Source organism: bacterium, assembly GCA_020444325.1.
Taxonomy (GTDB): domain Bacteria; phylum Bacteroidota; class Ignavibacteria; order SZUA-365; family SZUA-365; genus BM516.
In genome coordinates this window covers 71,148-92,136 of record JAHLLD010000004.1, presented here as the reverse complement: position 1 = coordinate 92,136, position 20,989 = coordinate 71,148, and the positions used below count along the sequence as shown (strand labels likewise).

The 20,989-nt window shown below is 57.1% G+C and carries 13 protein-coding genes and 1 tRNA gene; 11 read left to right on the top strand and 3 right to left on the bottom strand.

Annotated features, from left to right (window positions below):
- Positions 1-5: 5 nt before the first annotated feature.
- The 10 genes from KQI65_07205 (at position 6) to KQI65_07160 (ending at position 10,975) form a co-directional block, all read left to right on the top strand.
- On the top strand, positions 6-800 hold the full coding sequence (locus KQI65_07205) for a PorT family protein (GenBank protein ID MCB2204519.1): 795 nt from the start codon (positions 6-8) through the stop codon (positions 798-800).
- 17 nt (positions 801-817) lie between these two features.
- On the top strand, positions 818-1,600 hold the full coding sequence (locus tag KQI65_07200; GenBank protein MCB2204518.1) for an SDR family oxidoreductase: 783 nt from the start codon (positions 818-820) through the stop codon (positions 1,598-1,600).
- Between the two features lie 145 nt (positions 1,601-1,745).
- Positions 1,746-2,795, top strand: a complete 1,050-nt coding sequence (locus KQI65_07195) for a histidinol-phosphate aminotransferase family protein (GenBank protein MCB2204517.1) — start codon at positions 1,746-1,748, stop codon at positions 2,793-2,795.
- Positions 2,792-3,667 carry a CDP-alcohol phosphatidyltransferase family protein gene (locus KQI65_07190; GenBank protein ID MCB2204516.1) on the top strand — a complete coding sequence of 292 codons (876 nt, stop codon included), beginning with the start codon at positions 2,792-2,794 and terminating at the stop codon, positions 3,665-3,667. The genes KQI65_07195 and KQI65_07190 overlap by 4 nt, the downstream gene beginning before the upstream one ends.
- Positions 3,668-3,673: 6 nt before the next feature.
- A complete protein-coding gene (locus tag KQI65_07185; protein MCB2204515.1) occupies positions 3,674-4,408 on the top strand; it encodes a phosphocholine cytidylyltransferase family protein in 735 nt (244 codons plus the stop codon).
- A gap of 110 nt (positions 4,409-4,518) precedes the next feature.
- Positions 4,519-6,390 carry a L,D-transpeptidase family protein gene (locus tag KQI65_07180; GenBank protein ID MCB2204514.1) on the top strand — a complete coding sequence of 624 codons (1,872 nt, stop codon included), beginning with the start codon at positions 4,519-4,521 and terminating at the stop codon, positions 6,388-6,390.
- Positions 6,391-6,470: 80 nt separating this feature from the next.
- A complete protein-coding gene (locus KQI65_07175; GenBank protein MCB2204513.1) occupies positions 6,471-7,064 on the top strand; it encodes a PH domain-containing protein in 594 nt (197 codons plus the stop codon).
- Complete coding sequence (locus KQI65_07170; GenBank protein ID MCB2204512.1) at positions 7,061-8,227, top strand: 4Fe-4S dicluster domain-containing protein; 1,167 nt, start codon at positions 7,061-7,063, stop codon at positions 8,225-8,227. The genes KQI65_07175 and KQI65_07170 overlap by 4 nt, the downstream gene beginning before the upstream one ends.
- 190 nt (positions 8,228-8,417) lie before the next feature.
- Entirely contained in the window at positions 8,418-9,413 is a 996-nt protein-coding gene (locus KQI65_07165) for a cytochrome C (protein ID MCB2204511.1), read from the top strand.
- Positions 9,414-9,571: 158 nt separating this feature from the next.
- Positions 9,572-10,975 (top strand): Omp28-related outer membrane protein, encoded by a 1,404-nt coding sequence (locus KQI65_07160; protein ID MCB2204510.1) that lies wholly within the window; start codon positions 9,572-9,574, stop codon positions 10,973-10,975.
- A 120-nt stretch (positions 10,976-11,095) separates the two neighbouring features.
- Here KQI65_07160 and KQI65_07155 read toward each other — a convergent pair.
- The 3 genes from KQI65_07155 to KQI65_07145 all read right to left on the bottom strand — a co-directional run bounded on the left by KQI65_07155 (position 11,096) and on the right by KQI65_07145 (position 17,748).
- Positions 11,096-11,168, bottom strand: a tRNA-Gln gene (locus KQI65_07155).
- Positions 11,169-11,242: 74 nt separating this feature from the next.
- Entirely contained in the window at positions 11,243-16,552 is a 5,310-nt protein-coding gene (locus tag KQI65_07150) for a hypothetical protein (GenBank protein MCB2204509.1), read from the bottom strand.
- Positions 16,537-17,748, bottom strand: a complete 1,212-nt coding sequence (locus KQI65_07145; protein MCB2204508.1) for a glycosyltransferase family 4 protein — start codon at positions 17,746-17,748, stop codon at positions 16,537-16,539. Before KQI65_07145 ends, KQI65_07150 begins: the two co-directional genes overlap by 16 nt.
- Before the next feature lie 951 nt (positions 17,749-18,699).
- Between KQI65_07145 and KQI65_07140 the strand changes: the two genes are divergently transcribed.
- Positions 18,700-20,820 carry a hypothetical protein gene (locus tag KQI65_07140; protein MCB2204507.1) on the top strand — a complete coding sequence of 707 codons (2,121 nt, stop codon included), beginning with the start codon at positions 18,700-18,702 and terminating at the stop codon, positions 20,818-20,820.
- Positions 20,821-20,989: the final 169 nt, after the last annotated feature.

The window sequence follows — 20,989 nt, the reverse complement described above, 5'->3', positions numbered from 1 at the left end:
GCATCATGAAACTTCGCAGCACCGCAGGCAGTATTCTCGTCCTTCTCCTCGCGCAGGTGACGTTCGCGCAGTGCGCTTTGGCGCAGTCCGGCGATCCCGGCTCCACTTCCACAACCGATGTCACACCTGTTTCGGCTTCCCGCCTCGCCATCGGAATTTTTCTTGGCGGGAACTACACCATGCACAGCGGCGGACTCGCCTTTCCCGCCGAAGCGCCCCCGCTGATACGCTACGATGAGGGCAGCGCTCTCGGACTCGCATTCGGTATCCGTTTCGACGCGGCACTCACGGGGAATTTCGTACTCTCGGGCAGACTGTTTGCCGAACAACGCGGTGGGGAGTTTACCAGCGACCCGTTCATCATGGAGATTATCGGACGCGACCTGCGTCCCGAAGACATGCAGCTGGAGGATGAACTTGAAACGACGCTGCTCATCGGCGGCATGGACCTGCTGTTGCAGTGGCATCCCGCGGGCGGCGGTTTCGCGCTGATGGCGGGTCCTTCGCTGGGACTCCGGTTGACGGAAGAATTCAGCGTCATCGAGAATATCCGCTCCCCCGCGGGCGCGACCTTCCTCGATGGATCCACCTCAAAGGAAATGTACAGCGATGATCCCGGTCTGACGCGAAGCATGCAGCTCGGTGTTCGCGCCGGTGCCGGCTACATGCTCCCGCTCGGCAGTGGTCTCGCACTTGGCGCAGAAGTACTGTATTTTTATCCCCTGCAGACAGTGACCGCGTCGTATGACTGGTCGCTGCAGGATGTGCAGGGGAACCTGGCACTGCTGTTCACATTGTAGGTATGAAGGGAAAACACATGACGGAAGCATTTCGACTGGACGCAAAGCGCGTCCTCATCACCGGGGGCAGCAAAGGAATCGGCGCAGCTATCACGGAGCTGTTTCTCGCACTTGGCGCGGAGGTGCTCGTCGTCGCTCGCGACCGCAGCCATCTCAATACGCAGCTCACGGCGTGGAACAGTGCGCATGACAATGGGAACGAGAATACGGCGATCGGATTCGCGGCGGATGTGAGTACGGAAGAGGGACGCACGGGCATCGTCGCGCACGTACAGTCGGTATTTCCCGCCCTGGATGTTTTCGTGAACTGCGCGGGCACGAACATTCGCAAAGCCAGCGTCGACTACAGCAGCGAGGAGACAGATCTTATTCACCGCACAAATATCGTTGCTCCCTTCGAGCTCGCCCGCGCCCTGCATCCGCAACTCTGCGCGGGCAGAGACGCGGCCATCCTCACGATCGGTTCCACTGCCGGACTCCGTCCCGTTCCCACCGGTGCCCCCTACGCGATGAGCAAGGCGGCACTCGATCACCTGACCCGCTATCTCGCGGTGGAGTGGGCGCCGGATGGGATTCGCGTCAACAGCATCGCACCCTGGTACATACGCACACCGCTGGTCGAAGGCGTACTCGCGAATGACAGCTACCGCGCACGAGTACTCGAGCGCACTCCCATGGGACGCATCGGCGACCCCGTGGAAGTCGCCCGGGCGGCCGCATTTCTCTGCTCCCCTGCCGCTTCGTACATCACCGGACAAACCCTGGCGGTGGATGGCGGCTTCATGGCCAAAGGCATGTAGCATAAGCAGCCGTGAGACCCAGTGGAGTGACGCGCAAGCGGCTTGAATAATGTCCGCTTTCTGTTTACAATGCATTTTCTTCCGTGATGGAGTCGCTCCTGCGATACAGACGTTTTTTCCAGGGAAATAATCAGCGGAGAACACCGTGAAAAGCGAATTGCTGTATTTTGACAGAAATGAGAACCAGTATGGTCCCGCACCCGCGTGTTTTGAAGCGCTTCGAAACGCCGGGATCGCGGAAATGAGCTTTTATTCGCGGGATTTCATGCGAAAAGTGAAATCACCGCTGTCGGAACGCCTCGCTGCCGATTTCGGCGTGGAGGAAAAACAGGTGCTGCTCGGCTACGGGGGCGAGGATTTGCTCAAGCAAACCGTGCATTGCTATCTCGCCGCGGGCGAACGCATCATGATCCCTTCCCACTCTTGGTGGTATTACAAAACCATCGCCGATGAAGTGGACGGTGTGAAGGTAGAATATCCCATCGTCGAAGGAGACGAAAGCTACGAGTACGATGTGCCGGAGATGCTGCGACTCTACGACGAACATCGTCCCGCGGTCGTCCTGATCAGCACGCCCAACAATCCCACGGGCAACGTGCTCTCTCGTGAAGACCTGCTGCGCGTCGCCGAACACATGAAAGACACCGTGGTGGTGCTCGACCAGGCATACTGGTCCTATGCCGACCAGGGGAACGACTTCATCGGCGAACTCAACCGCCGCTTCCCGAAACTGCTGGTCATCCGGACGTTTTCGAAGTATTATGCGCTGGCTGGCGTGCGCATCGGTTTCGCCGTGCTCGGTTCCGCACTCGAGACCCTGGAGCGTTACAGCGCACGTTATCTCGGATATCACCGCCTTTCCGAACCCGTGGCCATGGCCGCGCTCGACTCCGTCGCGTATTACCAGGATGTCGCGCAGAAAATGGAAGAGGATAAGGAGATGTTCCTGAATCGCCTGGGCGGCTTCCCGGGCTTCAAGGTATTCCGTTCCTGGGCGAATTTCATCCTCGTGAAAATCCCTGAAGATCTTATGGCCCCACTGAAGGAATACCTCACCGGCAAGGGGCTCATCGTGAAGTTCATGAATGAGGAACTGCTGCATTCGCATATGCGCATCACGCTCGGGACGCAGGAACAGAACCGCATACTCGCTGACGCCATTACGACGTACATGCAGGAGCACAATCAGGCGTGAAGCTTTACGACGAGTACATGGCATCGTTGAAAATGAAAGAGGTCGAAGAATTCTTCGACCTCACCTTCTATCGTCCCCTCGCCTTTCTTTTCGTCAAGGCCGTCTACCACACGGAATTGACACCGAATCAGATCACGCTGCTGTCCATGCTCGCCGGCGTGCTCGCAGGCGTGGCCTTCGGCGTTGGCGGAGCGACCATGCTCCTCGCCGCAGGCGTGCTGCTTATCGTAAATGATGTGCTCGACTGCAGCGACGGTCAGCTGGCGCGGCTCAAGAAAAACGGGACACGGATAGGACGCATTCTCGACGGCGTGGCTGACTACATCGTGGCCGCAGCAGTGTACCTCGGCATGGGCATCGGTTTCGCCTCCACCTCCGACGACCCGCTGTTCTGGTGGATGATGATACTGCTCGCGGCCGGCAGCAATGCCGTCCATTCGATACAAGTGGATTACTACCGCAACCGCTATCTCGACATTGTGCTGCAGCGGGTGAGCACGTTCGAGGAGGATCTCGAGGCCTTCGAAGAGGAACATGCGCAGATGCGGACGGAAGGCGGACACTGGTTCGAACGCATCGTTATCGTGGTATATCTCCGATATTCCCGTTTCCAGCGAAAGCTGACCTCGGGCAACACCGAACATGCGGTGCTCACCGATGCCGATCCGGAAGAATACCGCAGAGCCAACCGCCGCATGATAAAGCTCTGGCTTTTCCTCGGTCCCACCTCGCAGATTACATGGATGGTGATCTGCGCATTCCTGAATCGTCTCGACGTCTACGTGTACGGACTCGTCATCGGGGGAAATCTCTGGGCACTGCTGCTGTATCCGCTGCAGCGCCGCATCAATCATCGTTTCAAAGTAAGCTGATACCGCATGACCGCACTTATTCTCGCCGCCGGCATGGCCCGCCGCCTTCGTCCCCTCACCGACAACGCCCCGAAATGCCTGCTCGAACTCGGGGGACGCTCCATTCTCCAGCGCACCGTCGACAATCTGCTCGCCAACGGTATCGAGCGTTTTGTGTTCGTAACGGGATACCTCGACGACATGATACAGGAGCACGTACACAGACACTGGCCGCGGTTGGACGTCACCTACCTGCACAATCCCGTCTACGACAGCACGAACAACATCTATTCCCTCTGGCTTGCGAGGGCTGAAGTGGCGGGACGCAACATGCTGCTGCTCGACAGCGACATCCTCTTTGACCGCCGCATCGTGACTTCCCTTCTTGAGTCGCCGCATGCCGACTGTATCGCACTGAACAGGGACATCGAGGTGGGCGAGGAGGAAATCAAGGTGCGTCTCGACGGGGAAAACCGCATCCAGGAAATCAGCAAAGTGGTCGACATCGCCGCGGCAGCTGGAGAATCCATCGGCATCGAGCGATTCTCCGCCGCCTGGGGAGAGCACCTTTTCAGCGTACTCGAGCGCATGATCCGCCTTGAAGAGCGCGTCGATATCTTTTATGAGGCCGCCTTCGAGGAAGTCATCCGCGAGGGCAGCGATCTCTACGCCGTCGACATCAGCCAGTACGCCTGCATGGAGCTCGATACTGTTGAAGATTTCCGCGCAGCAGAGCAGGGTATTCTTCCTGCACTGGGATAAGCCTGCGTCGACAGTCTCTCCCGTCTTTGAATCACTCCCGTTTTTCAATATGTTTGAAGGATACGGAGGAATCCATTTCTTCAGACCATGACCGGAGAAAGCCCCTTCCCATGTCGCCGCTCCGTCCGCTGCACATACTCTTCATTCTTCCCGTCATTCTGGCATTGCACGGCTGCGAGAGCGTGTCCCGTCATGTCGACGCGCTGTTCGCCAAAAGCGAGACCGACGCCGTAGTGCGTTCGGGGAACGTCCCCACGCGCAGCATCGACGAAGAGGACATCGCTCCTGCGGTCAAAGGACTGTTTGCCACGGACAAATTCCGTACTTCCCTGCAGCACGGCGATACGCTGCTGCAGTTTTACGGTGCGCGCGACTTTCGTCCCCTCTGGATAAGCGATAAAGCATTTCCCACACGGGCACTGCATATCCTTCGCCGTTTCCTGGAAGCAGGGACGCACGGACTCAAACCCTCGTGGTATCATGCCCGTGAATTGCAGCTGCTGCTCGACGGTGTGCTGCGCGGCAGCGTGGAAGATGAAAACCGCGCGCTGGCGCGCATGGAATTGCTGCTGTCGGATGGACTCCTTTCCTACGCGCAGCATCTGCGTTACGGTGTCTTCAACCCGGAACGGCTCGACAGGGCCTATCATCTCCCCGTCCGTCGTCCCGGCAAACGGGAATTCCTCGAACCGCTGGAAGCGGTGGATATCGTATCCTTTCTCCGCAATATTCAGCCAAGGGACAGACGCTACCGCCGCCTGCAGACCGCATTGCTTGAATACCGCGCGATGCGGCGCAATATTGCATGGCCGCATATCCCGAATCTGCAGGTCGATAAGATCGAACCGGGCGACACCTCGTCCATTCTTCCTTCCGTCGCGCATCGCCTGATGCTCACAGGCGAACTGTTCGGTGCCGGGGAAGCCCCCATGCACGGAACCATCGACATCGTCGACATCGCCACGCAGGCGTACGAACTCGACAGCCTGCGGCTGCAACACCTCGGCGCATTTACCTTCGACAGTGCGATGGTGCGTGCCGTACGCAGTTACCAGGCGCGGCATGGACTGCTGATCGACGGCATCATCGGATCACGCACGGTGGGACGCATGAACCGCAGCATCGATTCCTACATCGAGCAGATGGAAGTGAACCTCGAGCGCTTCCGCTGGCTGCGTTATCCGGACAAGGGCAGGTACATCGTCGTAAACATCCCTGCCTTCTGGCTCAACGCGTACGACGACGGTGAAGTGCAAACCTCGATGGCCGTGTGCGTGGGTGAACGAAAATCCCCGTATTACGCCGATCAGCTTGCGCGCTATCACCGCACCGGAGCGCGGCGGCATCAGCCCAGCGACCATGAGACCCCGCAGCTGCACGGGGAATTCACGCATTTCATCCTCAATCCCATCTGGAACGTACCGGGCAGCATCGCGAGCCGCGAACTGTATTTCTCGGCCCTGCGCGACAGCAGTTTCCTGAAGAAAAAGCGCTACAAGGTGTATTACCGCGACTCGGTTGTCGATGCCAGCAGCATCGACTGGGCCTCGCACAACCCGTATTCCATGCCCTACAAGTTCAAGCAGGAGCCGGGTGTGGGCAATGCGCTGGGACGAATAAAATTCATGTTCCGCAATGATTTCAGCATCTACCTTCACGACACCCCGATGCAGTATGCTTTCCGCCGCTCGGTGCGCGCCGTGAGCCACGGCTGCGTGCGCATCGAAGAGCCGATGGAGTTTGCGCGCTACCTGCTGAAAGGCACGCCGAAATGGGATGTCGGACGCATTCAGAGTACCATCTGGAGCGGTGTGCGCAGCAAGCCGGTGTTCCTCCACCAGAAAACGCCGCTGTATATCGATTATGTCACCGCCTGGGTGGATCACGACGGACAGCTGCAGCTCAGGGATGATATCTACCGCAAGGATGCCGCAATGGAGCGCGCATTCGCCCGCTACGACAAACGTCTGCGCACAATGTAGGCGCGTCCCAGACCGCGTCCGCGCAAACGCGACGATCGCCTTTCCATACGACAGCAACGCGAACTTTAGGAGGCCGCATCATGAAAACCCTGCGTCCCGATCCCGACCTGCGAAAATACTGGCGATGGCACTGGGCTGTCTGGATGATCATCATGCTGGTCCCTCTGTTCATCCTCGCCCTCGGACTCCCCTGGCCGGGGTACCTGATCTCGGGCATCGCATTCGTCGTGATGCTGTTTATTTTCATCCTGATCCGCATCTACATCCATCTCTACTTCGATACGCTGTCATACACCATTGAAGATGATCTCGTCATGGGTACGCGCGGTGTGTTCTGGAAAAAGCGCGTGACCGTCCCGTTCAGGAAGATCACGAACATCGACATATCGCAGGGTCCGGTACAGCGCATGTTCAACCTCGGGACCATTCACGTGCAGACCGCGGGTGCGGCCGGAGCACAGGGTGCCGTCGCCGAATTGCTCATCGTGGGGATGAAGGAGTTCGACGCCCTCCGCGATGAGATTCTGGCACTGCTGAGGGCATTCTACCGGCAGTCCACTCCCGTATCAGCAGAGGAACCCGCTGTTCCTCCTGCAGCAAGTAGCGACGCATCGACAGCGCAGCTTCTCGAAGAAGTCCGCGCCATCCGCAGCCTGCTCGAGAAACGCGCGTGAGTTTTTTCCTCCCTGTCTCTCTTCTTGCCGTATTACTCTGCGTGCTACTGCTGTATCGCGGACGACGCTTTCCGCGCAGCGAGGCGGTGCGGCGTATCGACGAGCGCGATGTCATGTTCTCGCGTCGCCTGCTGCAGTCCGGCACCGAGCGCTACGATGCGTATTACCGCGCTCATCCTGAGCGGGAGGAAATGGATGCCCGTTTCCGCGCAGCGCCGGGACTCCTTCGGAAAGGAAGCACCCAGTGGCATGACCTGATGTTTGCCGCCGCGGATGCCACCTTCGATACAGTGGATGAGCTGCATGCGCTGGCGGAAGGTGCGGTTGCTGATGAGCGGACGAATATTGATGCCGCGGAGTTGACTGCATTTCTGCGTGGCTGGCTCGAGCAGCAGGGGGCACACAGCGTAGGGATCACGGAGCTACGCGCGGAACATTGCTATTCGCATCATGGACGAGGGGAACAATACGGCGAGCCGGTGCATCCGGTTCATCGTTACGCCCTCGCCCTCACAGTGGAAATGGATCACGACATGGTGCAGCGCGCCCCGGCGGCGACCATCGTGATGGAATCGTCGCATCAGTATCTGCGGGCTGCTGCACTCGCCGTGCAGGCTGCGCGCATGCTGCGACGGTTGGGCTGGCCCGCGCAGGCACATATCGACGGGAAGTATGATGTGGTATGTCCCCTCGTCGCCCGGGATGCCGGACTCGGGGATATCGGGCGCATGGGACTGCTGATGACGCCGCGGCTGGGTCCACGCGTGCGCATCGCCGTCGTCACCACCGATGCACCGCTGCAACCCGACACCCCTTCGCATGATGACGCCATGCTCGATTTCTGCCTGCACTGCAGGAAATGCGCCGACTGTTGTCCCGCACAAGCCATTCCGGACGGTGATCGCATGGACAATGACGGACTCGCCCGCTGGCAGATCGATTCCGATGCCTGCTTCCTGTTCTGGAACCAGGCGGGCACGGACTGTGGCCGCTGCATCGCCGTCTGTCCTTACGCCCACCCCGATACCACGGTACACAACCTGGTCCGTCACTCCATCCGCCATTCCGCGGCACTCCGCCGCATTGCCGTCCCACTCGATGATTTCATCTACGGACGCAAACCCACTCCTCCTCCCCTCCCCGACTGGGTTCCACCCCGCTGACACTCCGAACACTCCGCTTCCAGCAGCACTTGCGGATTTGCGTGCAAGTCTGTAATATTGAATCAGTCTATTTTTAAATAAACGTATTGAAATCCCTTCAACCAGTCCGAGTATTCCGGGATACTGCGGTATGTCGTATCTGGTCCCGCTCGCACTGTGGGCTTTCACAGATTTTCCTGAAAGGTATCGCATGAAAACTCTGTTAAAAATCGTGCTGGGACTGGTATCCATCCTGGTGATCGTCGTCATTGGCGGCATCGTCTATCTCAACAGCGCTTTCCCTGATGTGTCTGATGCGCCCGAAATCTCCATCGAGCGCACGCCTGAGCGCATCGCCCGTGGTGAATATCTCGCGCTTCATGTCTCCATGTGTATCGAGTGTCACAGCGAACGTGACTACAGTCGCTTCGCCGGTCCCGTCGTGGCGGGCAGTCACGGCAAGGGCGGGGAGCTGTTCGGCGAGCAGATGGGATTTCCCGGCAATTTCTATGCGCCGAATCTGACGCCAGCGAATCTCAGTGAATGGACGGATGGTGAACTTTACCGCTCCATCACGGCGGGTGTGACGCGTGACGGACGTCCGTTATTCCCCATCATGCCCTATGTGCATTTCGGAAAAATGACGCGCGAGGATGTGTATTCCATCATTGCATACCTGCGTAATCTCGAGCCCATCGAGAATGACATTCCGGAATCGGAAGCGAATTTCCCGATGAACCTCATCATGCGAACCATTCCGCGGGACGGGCAGCCGGCCGAACGTATTCCTGATCCCACCGATCTCGTGGCCTACGGTGGCTACATGATCAATGCCGCGGGCTGCACTGACTGCCACACGCCGATGGAAAAGGGTGAATTTATTGAAGGAATGGAGTACGCCGGTGGAAACGAATTCCCGCTGCCTGCGGGAACGGTTCGTTCGATGAACATCACCCCGGATGAAGAAAGCGGTATCGGCGGATGGACGGAAGAAATGTTCGTCGGGCGATTCCGCAGTTATGCGGATTCCGTCTACGTTGACGAGCCGCTAGCGCCGACGGATTACAACAGCATCATGCCCTGGCGCATGTATGCAGGGATGACGGACCTCGATCTCCGGGCCATATTTGCATATCTCATGCATGAAGTCAAGCCTGTGAGCAATACGGTAGAGCGCTTCACGCCGGTCGGCAGCAACGGACAGTAATACTGCTGTCCGAGCTTGCACTTGGTGGAAATTATCACGATGTTCCATGTTGGAAGTCCTCTCTGAGAACCTCAGCTAAAAAGTTGATTTTACTGGATTTCCCCCATCCGAACGAAGGTGATGATCTCGATTCCCACCACATACACAGGAAGCCGCCTATGCGTACTTTGATTCGTACTTCCGCAATCGTATTCCTCTTCGCGCTTCCGACACTGCTTTCCGCCCAGTCCACCACCCGAACCGTTCTTCTCGAACAGTTCACCGGTACCTGGTGTCAGTGGTGTCCCTATGGCGCTGAAGAAATCGACAGTGTTCTTATTCTGTATCCCAACGCACGCGCAATCGCCTATCATCAGGGCGACCCCATGTCGACCAGCAACGGCGACAATGTCATTGCCCACCTGCTCGTAAGCTCGTATCCCTCCGGCGCCATTGATCGCCGCCTGTGGAACACGCCGCAGGGACTCGGCATCGCCATCAGCCGTTCATACTGGCGCAGTGCCGTGAGCGTGCGTGACACGATTTCTTCCCCGATGTCCATCGGCGTCAGTGGCACTTATCATCAGGACACGCGCCTGATCAACGCCACGGTGACCTTGAATGCACTCTCCGCCATGAGCGGCGAGTACTATCTCAACATCATCCTGACGGAAGACGGACTCAATTACGCCCAGAAGAAAAACGTGAACGGCAACGTCGTCACACTCAATCCGTACTATCACAAGCGCGTCGTGCGCGACATGATTACGGGCTGGGTCGGCGATCAGCTGACGACCACCGGCTTTACCGCCAACCAGATGGTCACCTATCCCTTTACGTTCTCGGTTCCTTCCGCGTACGACATCAGCAACCTCAAGCTCACCGTGTTTGTGACGACCAAGGTGACGCTCACCGTCAACGGTCAGCCGCAGAACAAGAGCATGAACATTGTGCAGGCCTTCCAGAAGCCGCTCACCGGCACCGGTGGCGCCCTGACGCTCATTCCCGTCGAGATGATCAGCTTCAACGCGAAGCAGATCGACGACGGCGTGCGTCTCGCATGGCGTACCGCGAAGGAAGACAACAACCGCGGTTGGTATGTCGAGCGCCGCACTGTCGGTGGTGACTGGCAGGATCTCGGCTTCGTCGAAGGCTACGGTACGACGACCGACCAGCAGGCCTACGAATACACCGATCACAGCGTCGCGATGGATCAGAAATATGATTATCGTCTGCGCCAGATCGATTTCGACGGAAGCATGGAATACTCCTCCGTCGCCCGCGTGTACGTCGCACCGACGCCGACGGAAACCCGTCTGCTCCCGAACTACCCGAATCCCTTCAATCCCGCCACCACCGTCGCCGTGGAAATGGCGCAGGAAGGTCCCATGACCGTCGAAGTGTATGACATGCTCGGTCGCCGCATCAGCACCCTGGCTGACGGCAACTACTCAGCCGGACTCCATACCTTCGAATGGAATGGCACAGACGAGCAGGGCGTCGCCGTTGAATCAGGCATTTACTTTGCCCGCTTCACCACGGCCGGCTTTACCCAGACCCGCCAGATGCAGATGACCAAGTAACGTTTCATCCCCGTTGTATACAGCCCCCGTTCATCCCGGTGATGAACGGGGGCTTTTTGTATCTGCTCACAGCTTTTCAAAAGAAAAACCCACCGCGCTGTGCGATGGGTTTTGTTTCTGCTGCCCCTCTAGGGCTCGAACCTAGACTTTCCTGATCCAGAGTCAGGCGTGTTGCCAATTACACCAAGGGGCAATGCTCATATGGTCTACAAAGATACGGGCTTTGATCGTTCGGGTCAAGACTTCGGAGAAAAAAATCGCCTGATTTCAGCGAAGCACCGCGAAACGTCCCGTGATTTCAGCCTGTGAGGCGTCCTGGTGACGGACGACAAGCTTGAAGAAATACACGCCGTTCGCCAGGTCGTCGCCGTCTTCGTCTCTTCCTTCCCACGGGATGCGGTTGAATCCGATGCGCAATGCGGATGGATCGGCATCGATGACGCGAATCAGTCGTCCCGCCACCGTGTAAATCTTTACGCGCGCTTCCTCGGGTGGAGCGGTGCCGCGGACGCGGAAGGTGAAGTCCATCGGACCCGTGGTGGGACTCGGGTACGGCAGCACCTGGTCCACCATCTCCTCACTGCTGACATTGAAGCGCACCTGGTACGGGATGGTGTCGGCGGCATTACCCGAAGCGTCCTCTCCTGAAACGGCAAGAAAATGCAGTCCATCCTGCAGCGTCGGTGAAAATGCCACATGCACTTTCTCATCTCCCGCACCGGTACTGAGAACGACGTCGGGATCGCTCGCCAGCCACACGCGGTGTCCATCAAGGAACATCTCAACTGCGCTGGTATCCGTTACGGGCAACGGAGACGCATCCCGCAGTCGCACTTCAATCAATGGCGTCGGGGAAACAAAATCATTGTCGACGATTTCCATGCCATCGAAGCGCACATCCAGATCGGGCGGCATACCGTCGCGTCCCACACGGAAGCGATCCGAAAAGACGTTGTTGGCCAGGTGATATTCCGCGCTCGATGCGGAAGGAACGATGTGCAGCTCATAGCGCTGCTGACCGGCAATTCCCGCGGTGGGAAGTTCAAACTCCATTTCCGCCGGTGCATTGCGATCGGCCTGCAGTGTCGGCAGCGGCTTGCTGACCGCAATTTCCGACCCGGGAACCACCAGACGCATGTCCCAACCCTGCGCCGCTTCGCGTCCCGCATTGTACACGGCCGCAGTCACTACCATCGTCTCCCCTTCGGAAACGGAATCGGCTTCGGTGTGCACAACCTGGGAAGTAATGCCGGTTTCGGGGAAATGCGACGTGTAAGCCGCACGGAATTCACGAAGGACGGGACTCCCCAGAGCATCGGGATCGCGCAGCGTCACGCGCAGGCGCAGAAACGCGGAAGGCAGCGATGCCCGCACCGTAATCAGCTCTCCGGGAGCAACGTTTTCGTATGACGCGATGACGCTGTCACCGCTTGCGGTCATGGCGAGCACCGCCATATCCACTCCCGCACCAGCGGCACCGGGCGTGCCGTTCCAGCGGAGGCTTTCGAGGCTGTTGATCGGACCCATGACGGGAGTCGTGAAGCTTCCCTGCGTGGCAAGGACGGTCAGCGTATCCCTCGCAACGGCCGTGCCGAGGACGAAGTGTTCATCGACCGCGGATGCGGCATGATCCCGGCTTCCGATCAGAACGTAAGAATCGCGGTATCCCACACTGTCAATCAGCGTGGCGCCAAAGCGCGTGAGTTCACTGCGCAATTCCGGCGTGATATTCGTGCCGTCGATACTGCTGGGCGGAAAGCCATTGGCGTCGTCTTCAACACCTACGATTACGTAGTGGTCGTCGGGCACGGACTGCAGGAAGTTCGTCATGCGTGCAGCTTCGTCCCGTCCGCTGTAGGTATCAAAGGTCAGCGAATCGGTGATACGGCCGAAAACCGGCTCAACCACGGCCACGTTGAAACCGCGACTCGCACCGCGATTGGCCGGGTAGAACATCTTTTCGCCGGCGGAAATAATGACGTGTTTGATCGGACCGTTGAATCCGCCGCTCACCACCTCGAGCGGCAGCCGCCGTTCGCCAAGCTTCACGCCGCCATTACGGTCCAGCGTAAGGGCGTCGGTTTCAGAGGACGGGAACTGTGCATCCGCGCTCTGCTGCCAGAGGTCGCCGGAGACCTGCTGAGAAGTAACGGTGAAAGAGCGGGGGCGGGACCAGCTTTCCGGCCCCTGGTCCGTGGAAATACGTGCGCGCCAGAAGTACACGCCATCCTGCGCAGGAGTGGGAATTTCGAAGGCGGTGAAAACGGGTCCCGCTTCGCTGCTCAGCTGCTGCACTCCGCCCGCAAAATTCGGGTCAGTGGAATACTCCATCTGCACGACGGGATTGAGCGCTTCATCGGGAAGGAAGGTCGGATTGGCAACGAGAAACTCCCGATCCTGTCCGTCATTCTGCAGCACAGCGCGTTCCAGCGGGAAGATGAGCGTGATGCCGCGGGGCAGGACACTGAATTCCGCAGTCGCGATATTGTTGCTTTCATCGCGCTCCACGATCTCAAACCCGGCGTCCACTTCCACGGTCACTTCGACCGTACCCCAGATACCCGCGAAGTCGTATTCCCATGCCAGTTCCAGCGTGTCATACGACCACGGGGCGATACGGCGCAGTTCGGTGAAAACGCCTTCACCGCCATGCGAAATCGTCAGCCGCACGTCGGCACTATCGGGCATGCACATCCCGTAATTCCGGATGCGTGTATAAATGATCGTGTTGCTCTGTTCGGTGATGATTTCCGGATCGGTGCGGATTTCCGAAGCACGCACAGCCAGTTCCGGAGTTTTCGCGAGCGGTACCTTTGTCGCCGGATCCCCCAGTATGCAGAGCTGATTGACGGCATGAACGACGCTGGGAGGGAGTCCGCTGTACACCCGCATCGCATTGCGCTTGCCGATCACCGACATTTCACCGTAGTTACGCACCAGGCTGTCAGTGAGCGCTTTCAGCAGTCCGTCGGACACATAGAAATCGACGCCTATCTCCCCGAGTCCCGACGTCCCGTACGCCACAACAGCACCGTTTTCCGGCGAGAGCACAAAGCGCTCGTTGAGTCCCGTCTCAAACGGCTCAGCGAAATGCGCGGTGTTACACGACATCGTGGCGAAGAACATGTACTTGTCTTTGTTGTCGAAGATATCCGGCCTCTCGATGCCGACATCGATAACGCGCGTGCCGCCGTGTCCGGCAAACATGAAGAATCCTACCCCGCGATTGATCTCATGGATGAGCGTATCGAGATCGTCATAGCTGACAAGATCCAGCGTTTTTTTGACGATGAGCCGCGGCTCGAGGCAGGCCGGGTCGATGCGATAGTCAATCAGCGTTTCCGCGAAATCGCGCAGGGTGATCTGCTCGAATGCATTCTGTCCCCCAACCGAAAACAGGAAGCGATTGTCCCACGGCTGCGGTGGAGCGCCTTCGTAGGCGATGATTTTGTCGATGACGGCGTCCGCCTGTTCCGGCGACTCAGCGGGAATGCGTCCCACAGCCAGGTACGGATACGGATCCCCGGGATCCTCCGCGAAACTCACGTAATAGTTGTCACTCGCCGGGTTACCGTAGGAAGGAACGTAGTCGACGCGGGACGAGGACGCGGCAACCTGCCGCGGATCCCAGCTGGCGTCGCCCATCAGAAGGAGGAAGCGCGGCGCGGGGGACTGCCATTCTCGCCAGGCATGTTCGGTAAAGCGCCGGATGGCTTCGGGATCTTTATGCCCGTAGTTGAATTCGTTGTAAATGTCTTCCACATCCGCCACCACCGTGCTGTAGCCGTCGCTCTGCTCGCGATATGTGGCCAGGCGCTGTGCCTGCGGCATGAAATCGCGATGCGTGACAACCAGGTAATCCGCCTGGAAGCCATTCTCCGCATACCCCTCGATGGTCACGGCCTGTACGGAAGCCGGCGTATGCACCGCGGTAGTGGGATCATATATATAGTAGCTGCCGCTGCTGTCGAGCGCCAAGCGTGCGCGTCCCGCAGTGATGTCCATTCCCGTGAGGCGTGTTCCAGCATTCAGATTGAAGCCTTCCAATCCCCCGGCTGAGACCGGGATATCGACAAGCGCCTCTGCCGGCACGCTGCTCGTGCTGTAGCGGGCGGCGGGATCGATACGCAGGGCGGAACCATCCTGCAGACTGGAAGCGTAACGCAATTCGGCCCAGTCGAGATAGAAGCGTTCGATGCTGCAGGTCGGGTTCTCGGGGGGACACTGGACTTTCGCCGCGCCATAGAACGTGAGGTGATTTGCCGTTGGCTGCAGCAGTCCCGCCGGCACGGGGAAATCCAGCGTCATCATATCGGTGGGAGGAATCACGTATTCCCCGAGCACGCTTCCGTTGAGAATGACGCGCATGAGGCTGCTGTCCCGCGAACTTCCCTTGGCGCGCACGCGCAGTGTTGCCTGTTCCGAAGCCGGTGTATTGAGGTCGAAATCCGTCACGATGGAATCCTGCTTGAGCAGGTATCCCCAGACCCATCCTTCACCGAACACCTTGCGGGAATACATCATGTCGCCGTATTCGAAGTCCCCCCTGTGATACTCGTGATCTTCCTCGAGATGAAGCTTCAGCGGCAGCGATGTCACCGTCTGCGCGCCGGGATGCGATACCGGGGCCACATCCTCGGTGGTGTAACGGAGTCCCTGCGCTCCGCCCCAGTGCAGTATGAACACATTATCGGTCATCCATTCATCAAGATACTCGCCATCCGCGCCATGATTGCGCGGAGCGAAAAACAGGAAGCCCTCTCCGGGTCCGAGCCGACCATCTCCCCCATCCTGCAGTTCTATCGGCAGTTCCTGCTCCATCAGCGTCAGCCGCAGTGTGCGTGCATCGAGCGTAGACGCGTCGATACCCGCGGCGGCAAAGTCCGCAAAACTGATGCGATGCATTCCCTCGACTGCGGTACGGATTTTAAGCAGCTGTTCTCCCGCGCGGACCGCAGGTGCAGCGCGGCGTGCGAGCGGCTGCGGCTTGCGCCACTGCATGGCATCTGCCAGATTGACAACGCCGGGATACACATCCGCATGCGTGAGGGGTACGCCGGCATTGCCGCCTGCGATGCGCACATCCACCGTCATCGAACGCAGCCAGATCACCTGTTCCGTTGCGGGATCGTAGCGCACGGGACGCAGCAGAACCGAACCGATTGCGAGTCCTTCCCTGCTCTGTGGCTCACCGGCTTGGGTCCATGATGCAGGGGGGACCTGCGGGGACAGATCACCGAATGTCCGCAAACCGAACGAGAACCGCTCTTCCACCGCTCCGCTTACCTGAACAGCGATGCGAGCTTCAGGCGGCAGGGCAAACTGTACACTGCGCAGGGGCAGGACGGGATAGCCGTCACGATATTCATCGAGATAGCCGGGAATGCGCACGCGTGAGGGCTGGTCTCCACCCGAGCGGTCATGGAGAACGGAAGGTTCCGCGTTCCGGACGGTGATGCGCCAGTGCCGTGCATCCAGCCGTTCGATGCGCACGGGATCGTCTCCATTTTCCTGCGCCACGCCTGTGGCGGGGGAAAAGACCATACAGATGAAAGCAGCAATCAGGAAGCGTCGCATGTTTCCCGTAGAATATTGAGGTAAGAGCCAGCGAGTGCGTCAAGATCGTAATTTTCGCGTACATGGCGGAAGGCATTTTTTCCCGCCTCCCGGCGCAGCGATTCATCGTCACGCAGGCGGCGGATGGCCTCGGCCAGTGCCTGCGGATTGCCGGGTGGAATCGGGATTCCCGCTCCTGCTGCATCAAGGATCTCGCGCGCCTGTCCTTCAACCCCGAGCACAATCGGCGTGCCCGTCCCCATGATTTCGAACATTTTGGACGGAATCACGGTGCGAAAAAGCGGTGTGTCGCGGAGTAGCACCAGGGCAGCATCGAGTTCGTTATACATTTCCGCAATGGTTTCACGGGGTTGCCGGTCAAAAAAATGCACATTCTGCATATTTTCGGCCTTGCGCTTCAGCTCCTGCTTCCGCGCCCCCTCGCCCACGAACACGAAATGCACCCCTTCATCCTTCAGCAGTGCGGCAGCTTCGAGAGCCGACTCGAGTCCATGTGCGAGTCCATGCGTGCCGATATACCCGGCAAGAAAAGCGACACCCGGGATGGCAAAATGTTTCTGATTTTGCGGATGGGGACGAAAAAGTGCCGTATTCACTCCATTCGGCACCACGCCGATACGTTCGGGAGAAATACCCGTGGACTCGATATGCGCACGGAACGCCGGGCTCACGACCACGATACGTTTCGCGCTGCGATACATGAAGCGCTCTATGCGCCTGAGCAGCGCCATCATGCCATTTCCCGCGCCGACCTCAACAGCGGCGAGAGAATCCGGCCAGAGATCGCGTACTTCCAGCAGCAACGGAATGCGTTTGAGTCGGCGGACGGCTGTGCCCGCGAGTCCCGCAAAAAACTGCGGCGTACTCGCAATGCAGACATCCACCCCCTTCACACCCATTGCCCCCAGCGTCGCCGTGATTCCGAAGGAGACATAGTTCAGGGTACGCCTCAGCGTCCCTGCATTCGGCGCCACATGCACCCACATGCGATGCACCTCTATGCCCTCGACCACCTCTTTGCGCCGCCACTGTTTCCGGTATCCCGGATACACCTCCCCCGTCGGATGATTCGGAATCCCACACAGCACCGTCACCCGGTGTCCCATCGCCACCCACCGCCGGCTGAACTCAAACGCCCGCGCCGCCGGCGCCCCCATCTCCGGCGGAAAATACTGGCAGATGTAGAGAATATGCATGGGCTTCTGTAAGTCCTTTAATGGCTATGAGTTGCAGCGGCGCCTTCCTCATGTACCATTCATGTACCATTTCGTGATGTTTTTCACAGGGCGAATCGGAGGTGAAAATCAGCCAGAATGACCATTTTTCGGACACTGCGATTTCCTTCAATCTGCTTCAATATACTGCGGTTTACTGACGGCGGCAACGCAGGCTGAACACAAGGTTCGTGAGCGCGTGGACTTTGGGATGACTTGCTTCGCAACGGCGCAGGTTGCCCGGCGGCGAAGTACACGATGACAGAAATCGACTCCAAACTTAATCTTTAGAGATCACAGTACTTAGTACCTAACCCTCCGCCTTTTCCCAGGATCATCGGCCACACGGAAACCCACCCCCCACATTCTGCTCTCCCATATTTTTTCTTCTGAAATATTTCCTGCCCATTAAGGCGATTTTCCGATCTGGCAAGGCCAGATAGAATATTTTTTTCATTTTTTTTCAGGGGGCCATTTCAGGCATTTGAGTCAATGCTGACAGGGGTTTGAGCAGCAAGGGGTAAGCCCGCTGGCGTATTATTTTCTTCTGATTCCGACTTGACTATTCCAACAAAATAGTTTATAACCTAAGTAGACAACAGCAGACTACTGCCACTATGAGCGTGCGGCGCCCGCTCACCTTACACTCCGATCCGGAGACATTTCAATTGAAAAACGATTCTTTTCCGACACAGGACCAGTACCTGAGTGCTTTTCTATTGCTGTCAGGAGCGCAGATCATCGCGCACTCGCGGACAAACAGAAGCACCTTCTGGTTCCAGAACACGCCGGAACTCCAAGAACTATCCGATCAATTTTACAGCCATGCAGCCTCGGTTGAGCCCATTGCATTCAGCGAGGCCCTGCATAAAGTCCTGACCGTCATGCACGGTCCTGACTACTCTACACCTACAGCTACAGGACAATTAACAGATGTTACATCAACAGAAGGAAACAAACACTCTTAAATCGCTTTCACTATCCGTCAAACCTTTCACACTTGACGGAGCCGACAATACGATCTTCGAATGGACCGAAATCCCCCTCAAGGACGTAAAAGACGTTCTCACCTCGAAAAACTATTCCACCATTCATTGGAATGGAAAAAGGCTAGGCGACAATTTCATCCATGCCGATGCCATTATGGTGGATCTCGACCACAATGCCACGATCGATGACGCTGTAGCGAAGCTCGATGAGCTTAACCTCAGCTACATCCTGGTCACGAGCAAATCCCACTCCCCCGAAGAACACCGATTTCACCTTATTATCCCGCTTGACCGCCCGATCGTCAACGGTGCTGAGTACAAAGCATTTGTCGAAGTGTTTTGTGAGCAGCATTTCCCGAATTACGACCGGAAGGTACGCGACGCCGGTCGATTCCTCTACGGAAGCCCCAGTGACGCAGAATTCATGTGCAACTGGGACCGGAATCCCATTCATGTGGATGATTATCCGATCGCCACCGGGTCAAAGATCAATCTCAAAGCCCTGGACAATGAATTTTTACCCACTTTGAGGGTTTGTCGTGCTGATGGATCCGAAATCATGGCCGCAGAAATCATGGAGAAGACTGCCATCTACTGCCCGTTTCACACGGACAGCAATCCGTCTGCCTTTATTTCTTACCACTCCACCGAATACAAGCACTACATTCATTGCAGCAGCTGTAACGGCGGGACGACCTGGTGGGAGAAAACATCGGATGATATCCTTGAAAAGAAATGTGGCAGCTTCTGGTCGCATAAGTCCAAAGTCTACGAAGCTGGCATAGTAGGGGATGTCTTTTCGTTCCAGGATGTAGGGAAAGAGAAATTCTTCATCCGTACACGGACGAAATCAAAGGAAGCAAAAGAGAATCTGTTCGACTATCTCGTGACCGAACGGCATATCCATGACTTTACATCCATCGAATACCATCCGAGAGCCGATTTCGAGGAATCGAACTTCGAGATGCTGAAAACCGAAGGAAAAGTAAAAGTAAAAATAGCAGCACGTCCTGCGGACCTGCAGGACAACGACTTCATCGAGGACCGCCTTGACGAATGGTTCGGAAAGCACAAAGATTTTATCAAACGCTGGATGGCGATGTATGCCTATACGAACTTTACTCCTTTACCTACCCTGATCTTCATCGGTGAGCGTTCGAGTGGAAAATCGAAGGCCGCCGAGATGATTTCTTCTATTTTTCCTTCTATGTCCCTGACCCCGCATGACGTTCTGGGCCAGTTCAACCCGTACGCTGAAAAAAAGCTAATATTAATCGATGAAAGTACAAGGGAGGGTCGCATCAGGTACGAGCAGCTCAAGCAGTTTTCAGGCTCCGAATACATGGAAGTAAATAAGAAGGGTCAGCCGCAGCTGCCGGTGCGAAACAACCTACATGTCATACTCATGAGCAACAGCAAAACTCCCGTTTTTGTCCGGCGCGGTGAAATGCCGAAGGACGAAAAGAACAACCAGTTCTTCGTGTACAGCTTTTCCGGCTTCAAGGGGCCAATCGATCCAAATCTCCCGGAGAAGCTGAAGGCAAGGATGGGACACTACGTTCGAACAGTGCTTCGAGATGTCTATGCAGACATCAAAGATCAAACGCTCGGGTACCGATACTCCATTCCCGTACCGATTACAGCCGATGAGGAAGCATTATTCATGAACAATGCTACTGAAATCGAGTCGATGACGGATGCAGTCATAGAAGATGTGGTACTGGCCTCCAAACGTGAGACGCCAGTGCACGAGAATGACACGGACTACTCTTCCTTCTTCATCAAAGGCTACCTTCCGACGGTATATCTCGAAGAATACACGAAAAACCGACGCGGAAGAGTCACATCAATCGTGCAGGAGCTGCGGGAAAGAGGATATCTCCATACATCAGATACCGTACGGCGCCGCATTGGCGATGACCGCTACTCATGTTACGCAATGACTGTGGATTTCCTCCGAGAAATCCAGTCCGCAGGGTACTTGATACCAGGTGATCCCAGTAAAAAAGGCCAGGTAGGCCAGGTAGGAGGCCAGGTAGATGGCCCGATTTTCGCCAATAATTAACGATTCCAGCCTGTTTTAGGTAATAGGCCAGGTAGGCCAGGTAAAAACCCTATTTCAATGATAGAAAATATTATATATATGAATATACGAGTGAAAAAACAGCTGGCTAGCTGGCCTCCCTGGCCTATTTGGGGAATATGGGCTGGAATAGGCACTTTTGCGCCTATTT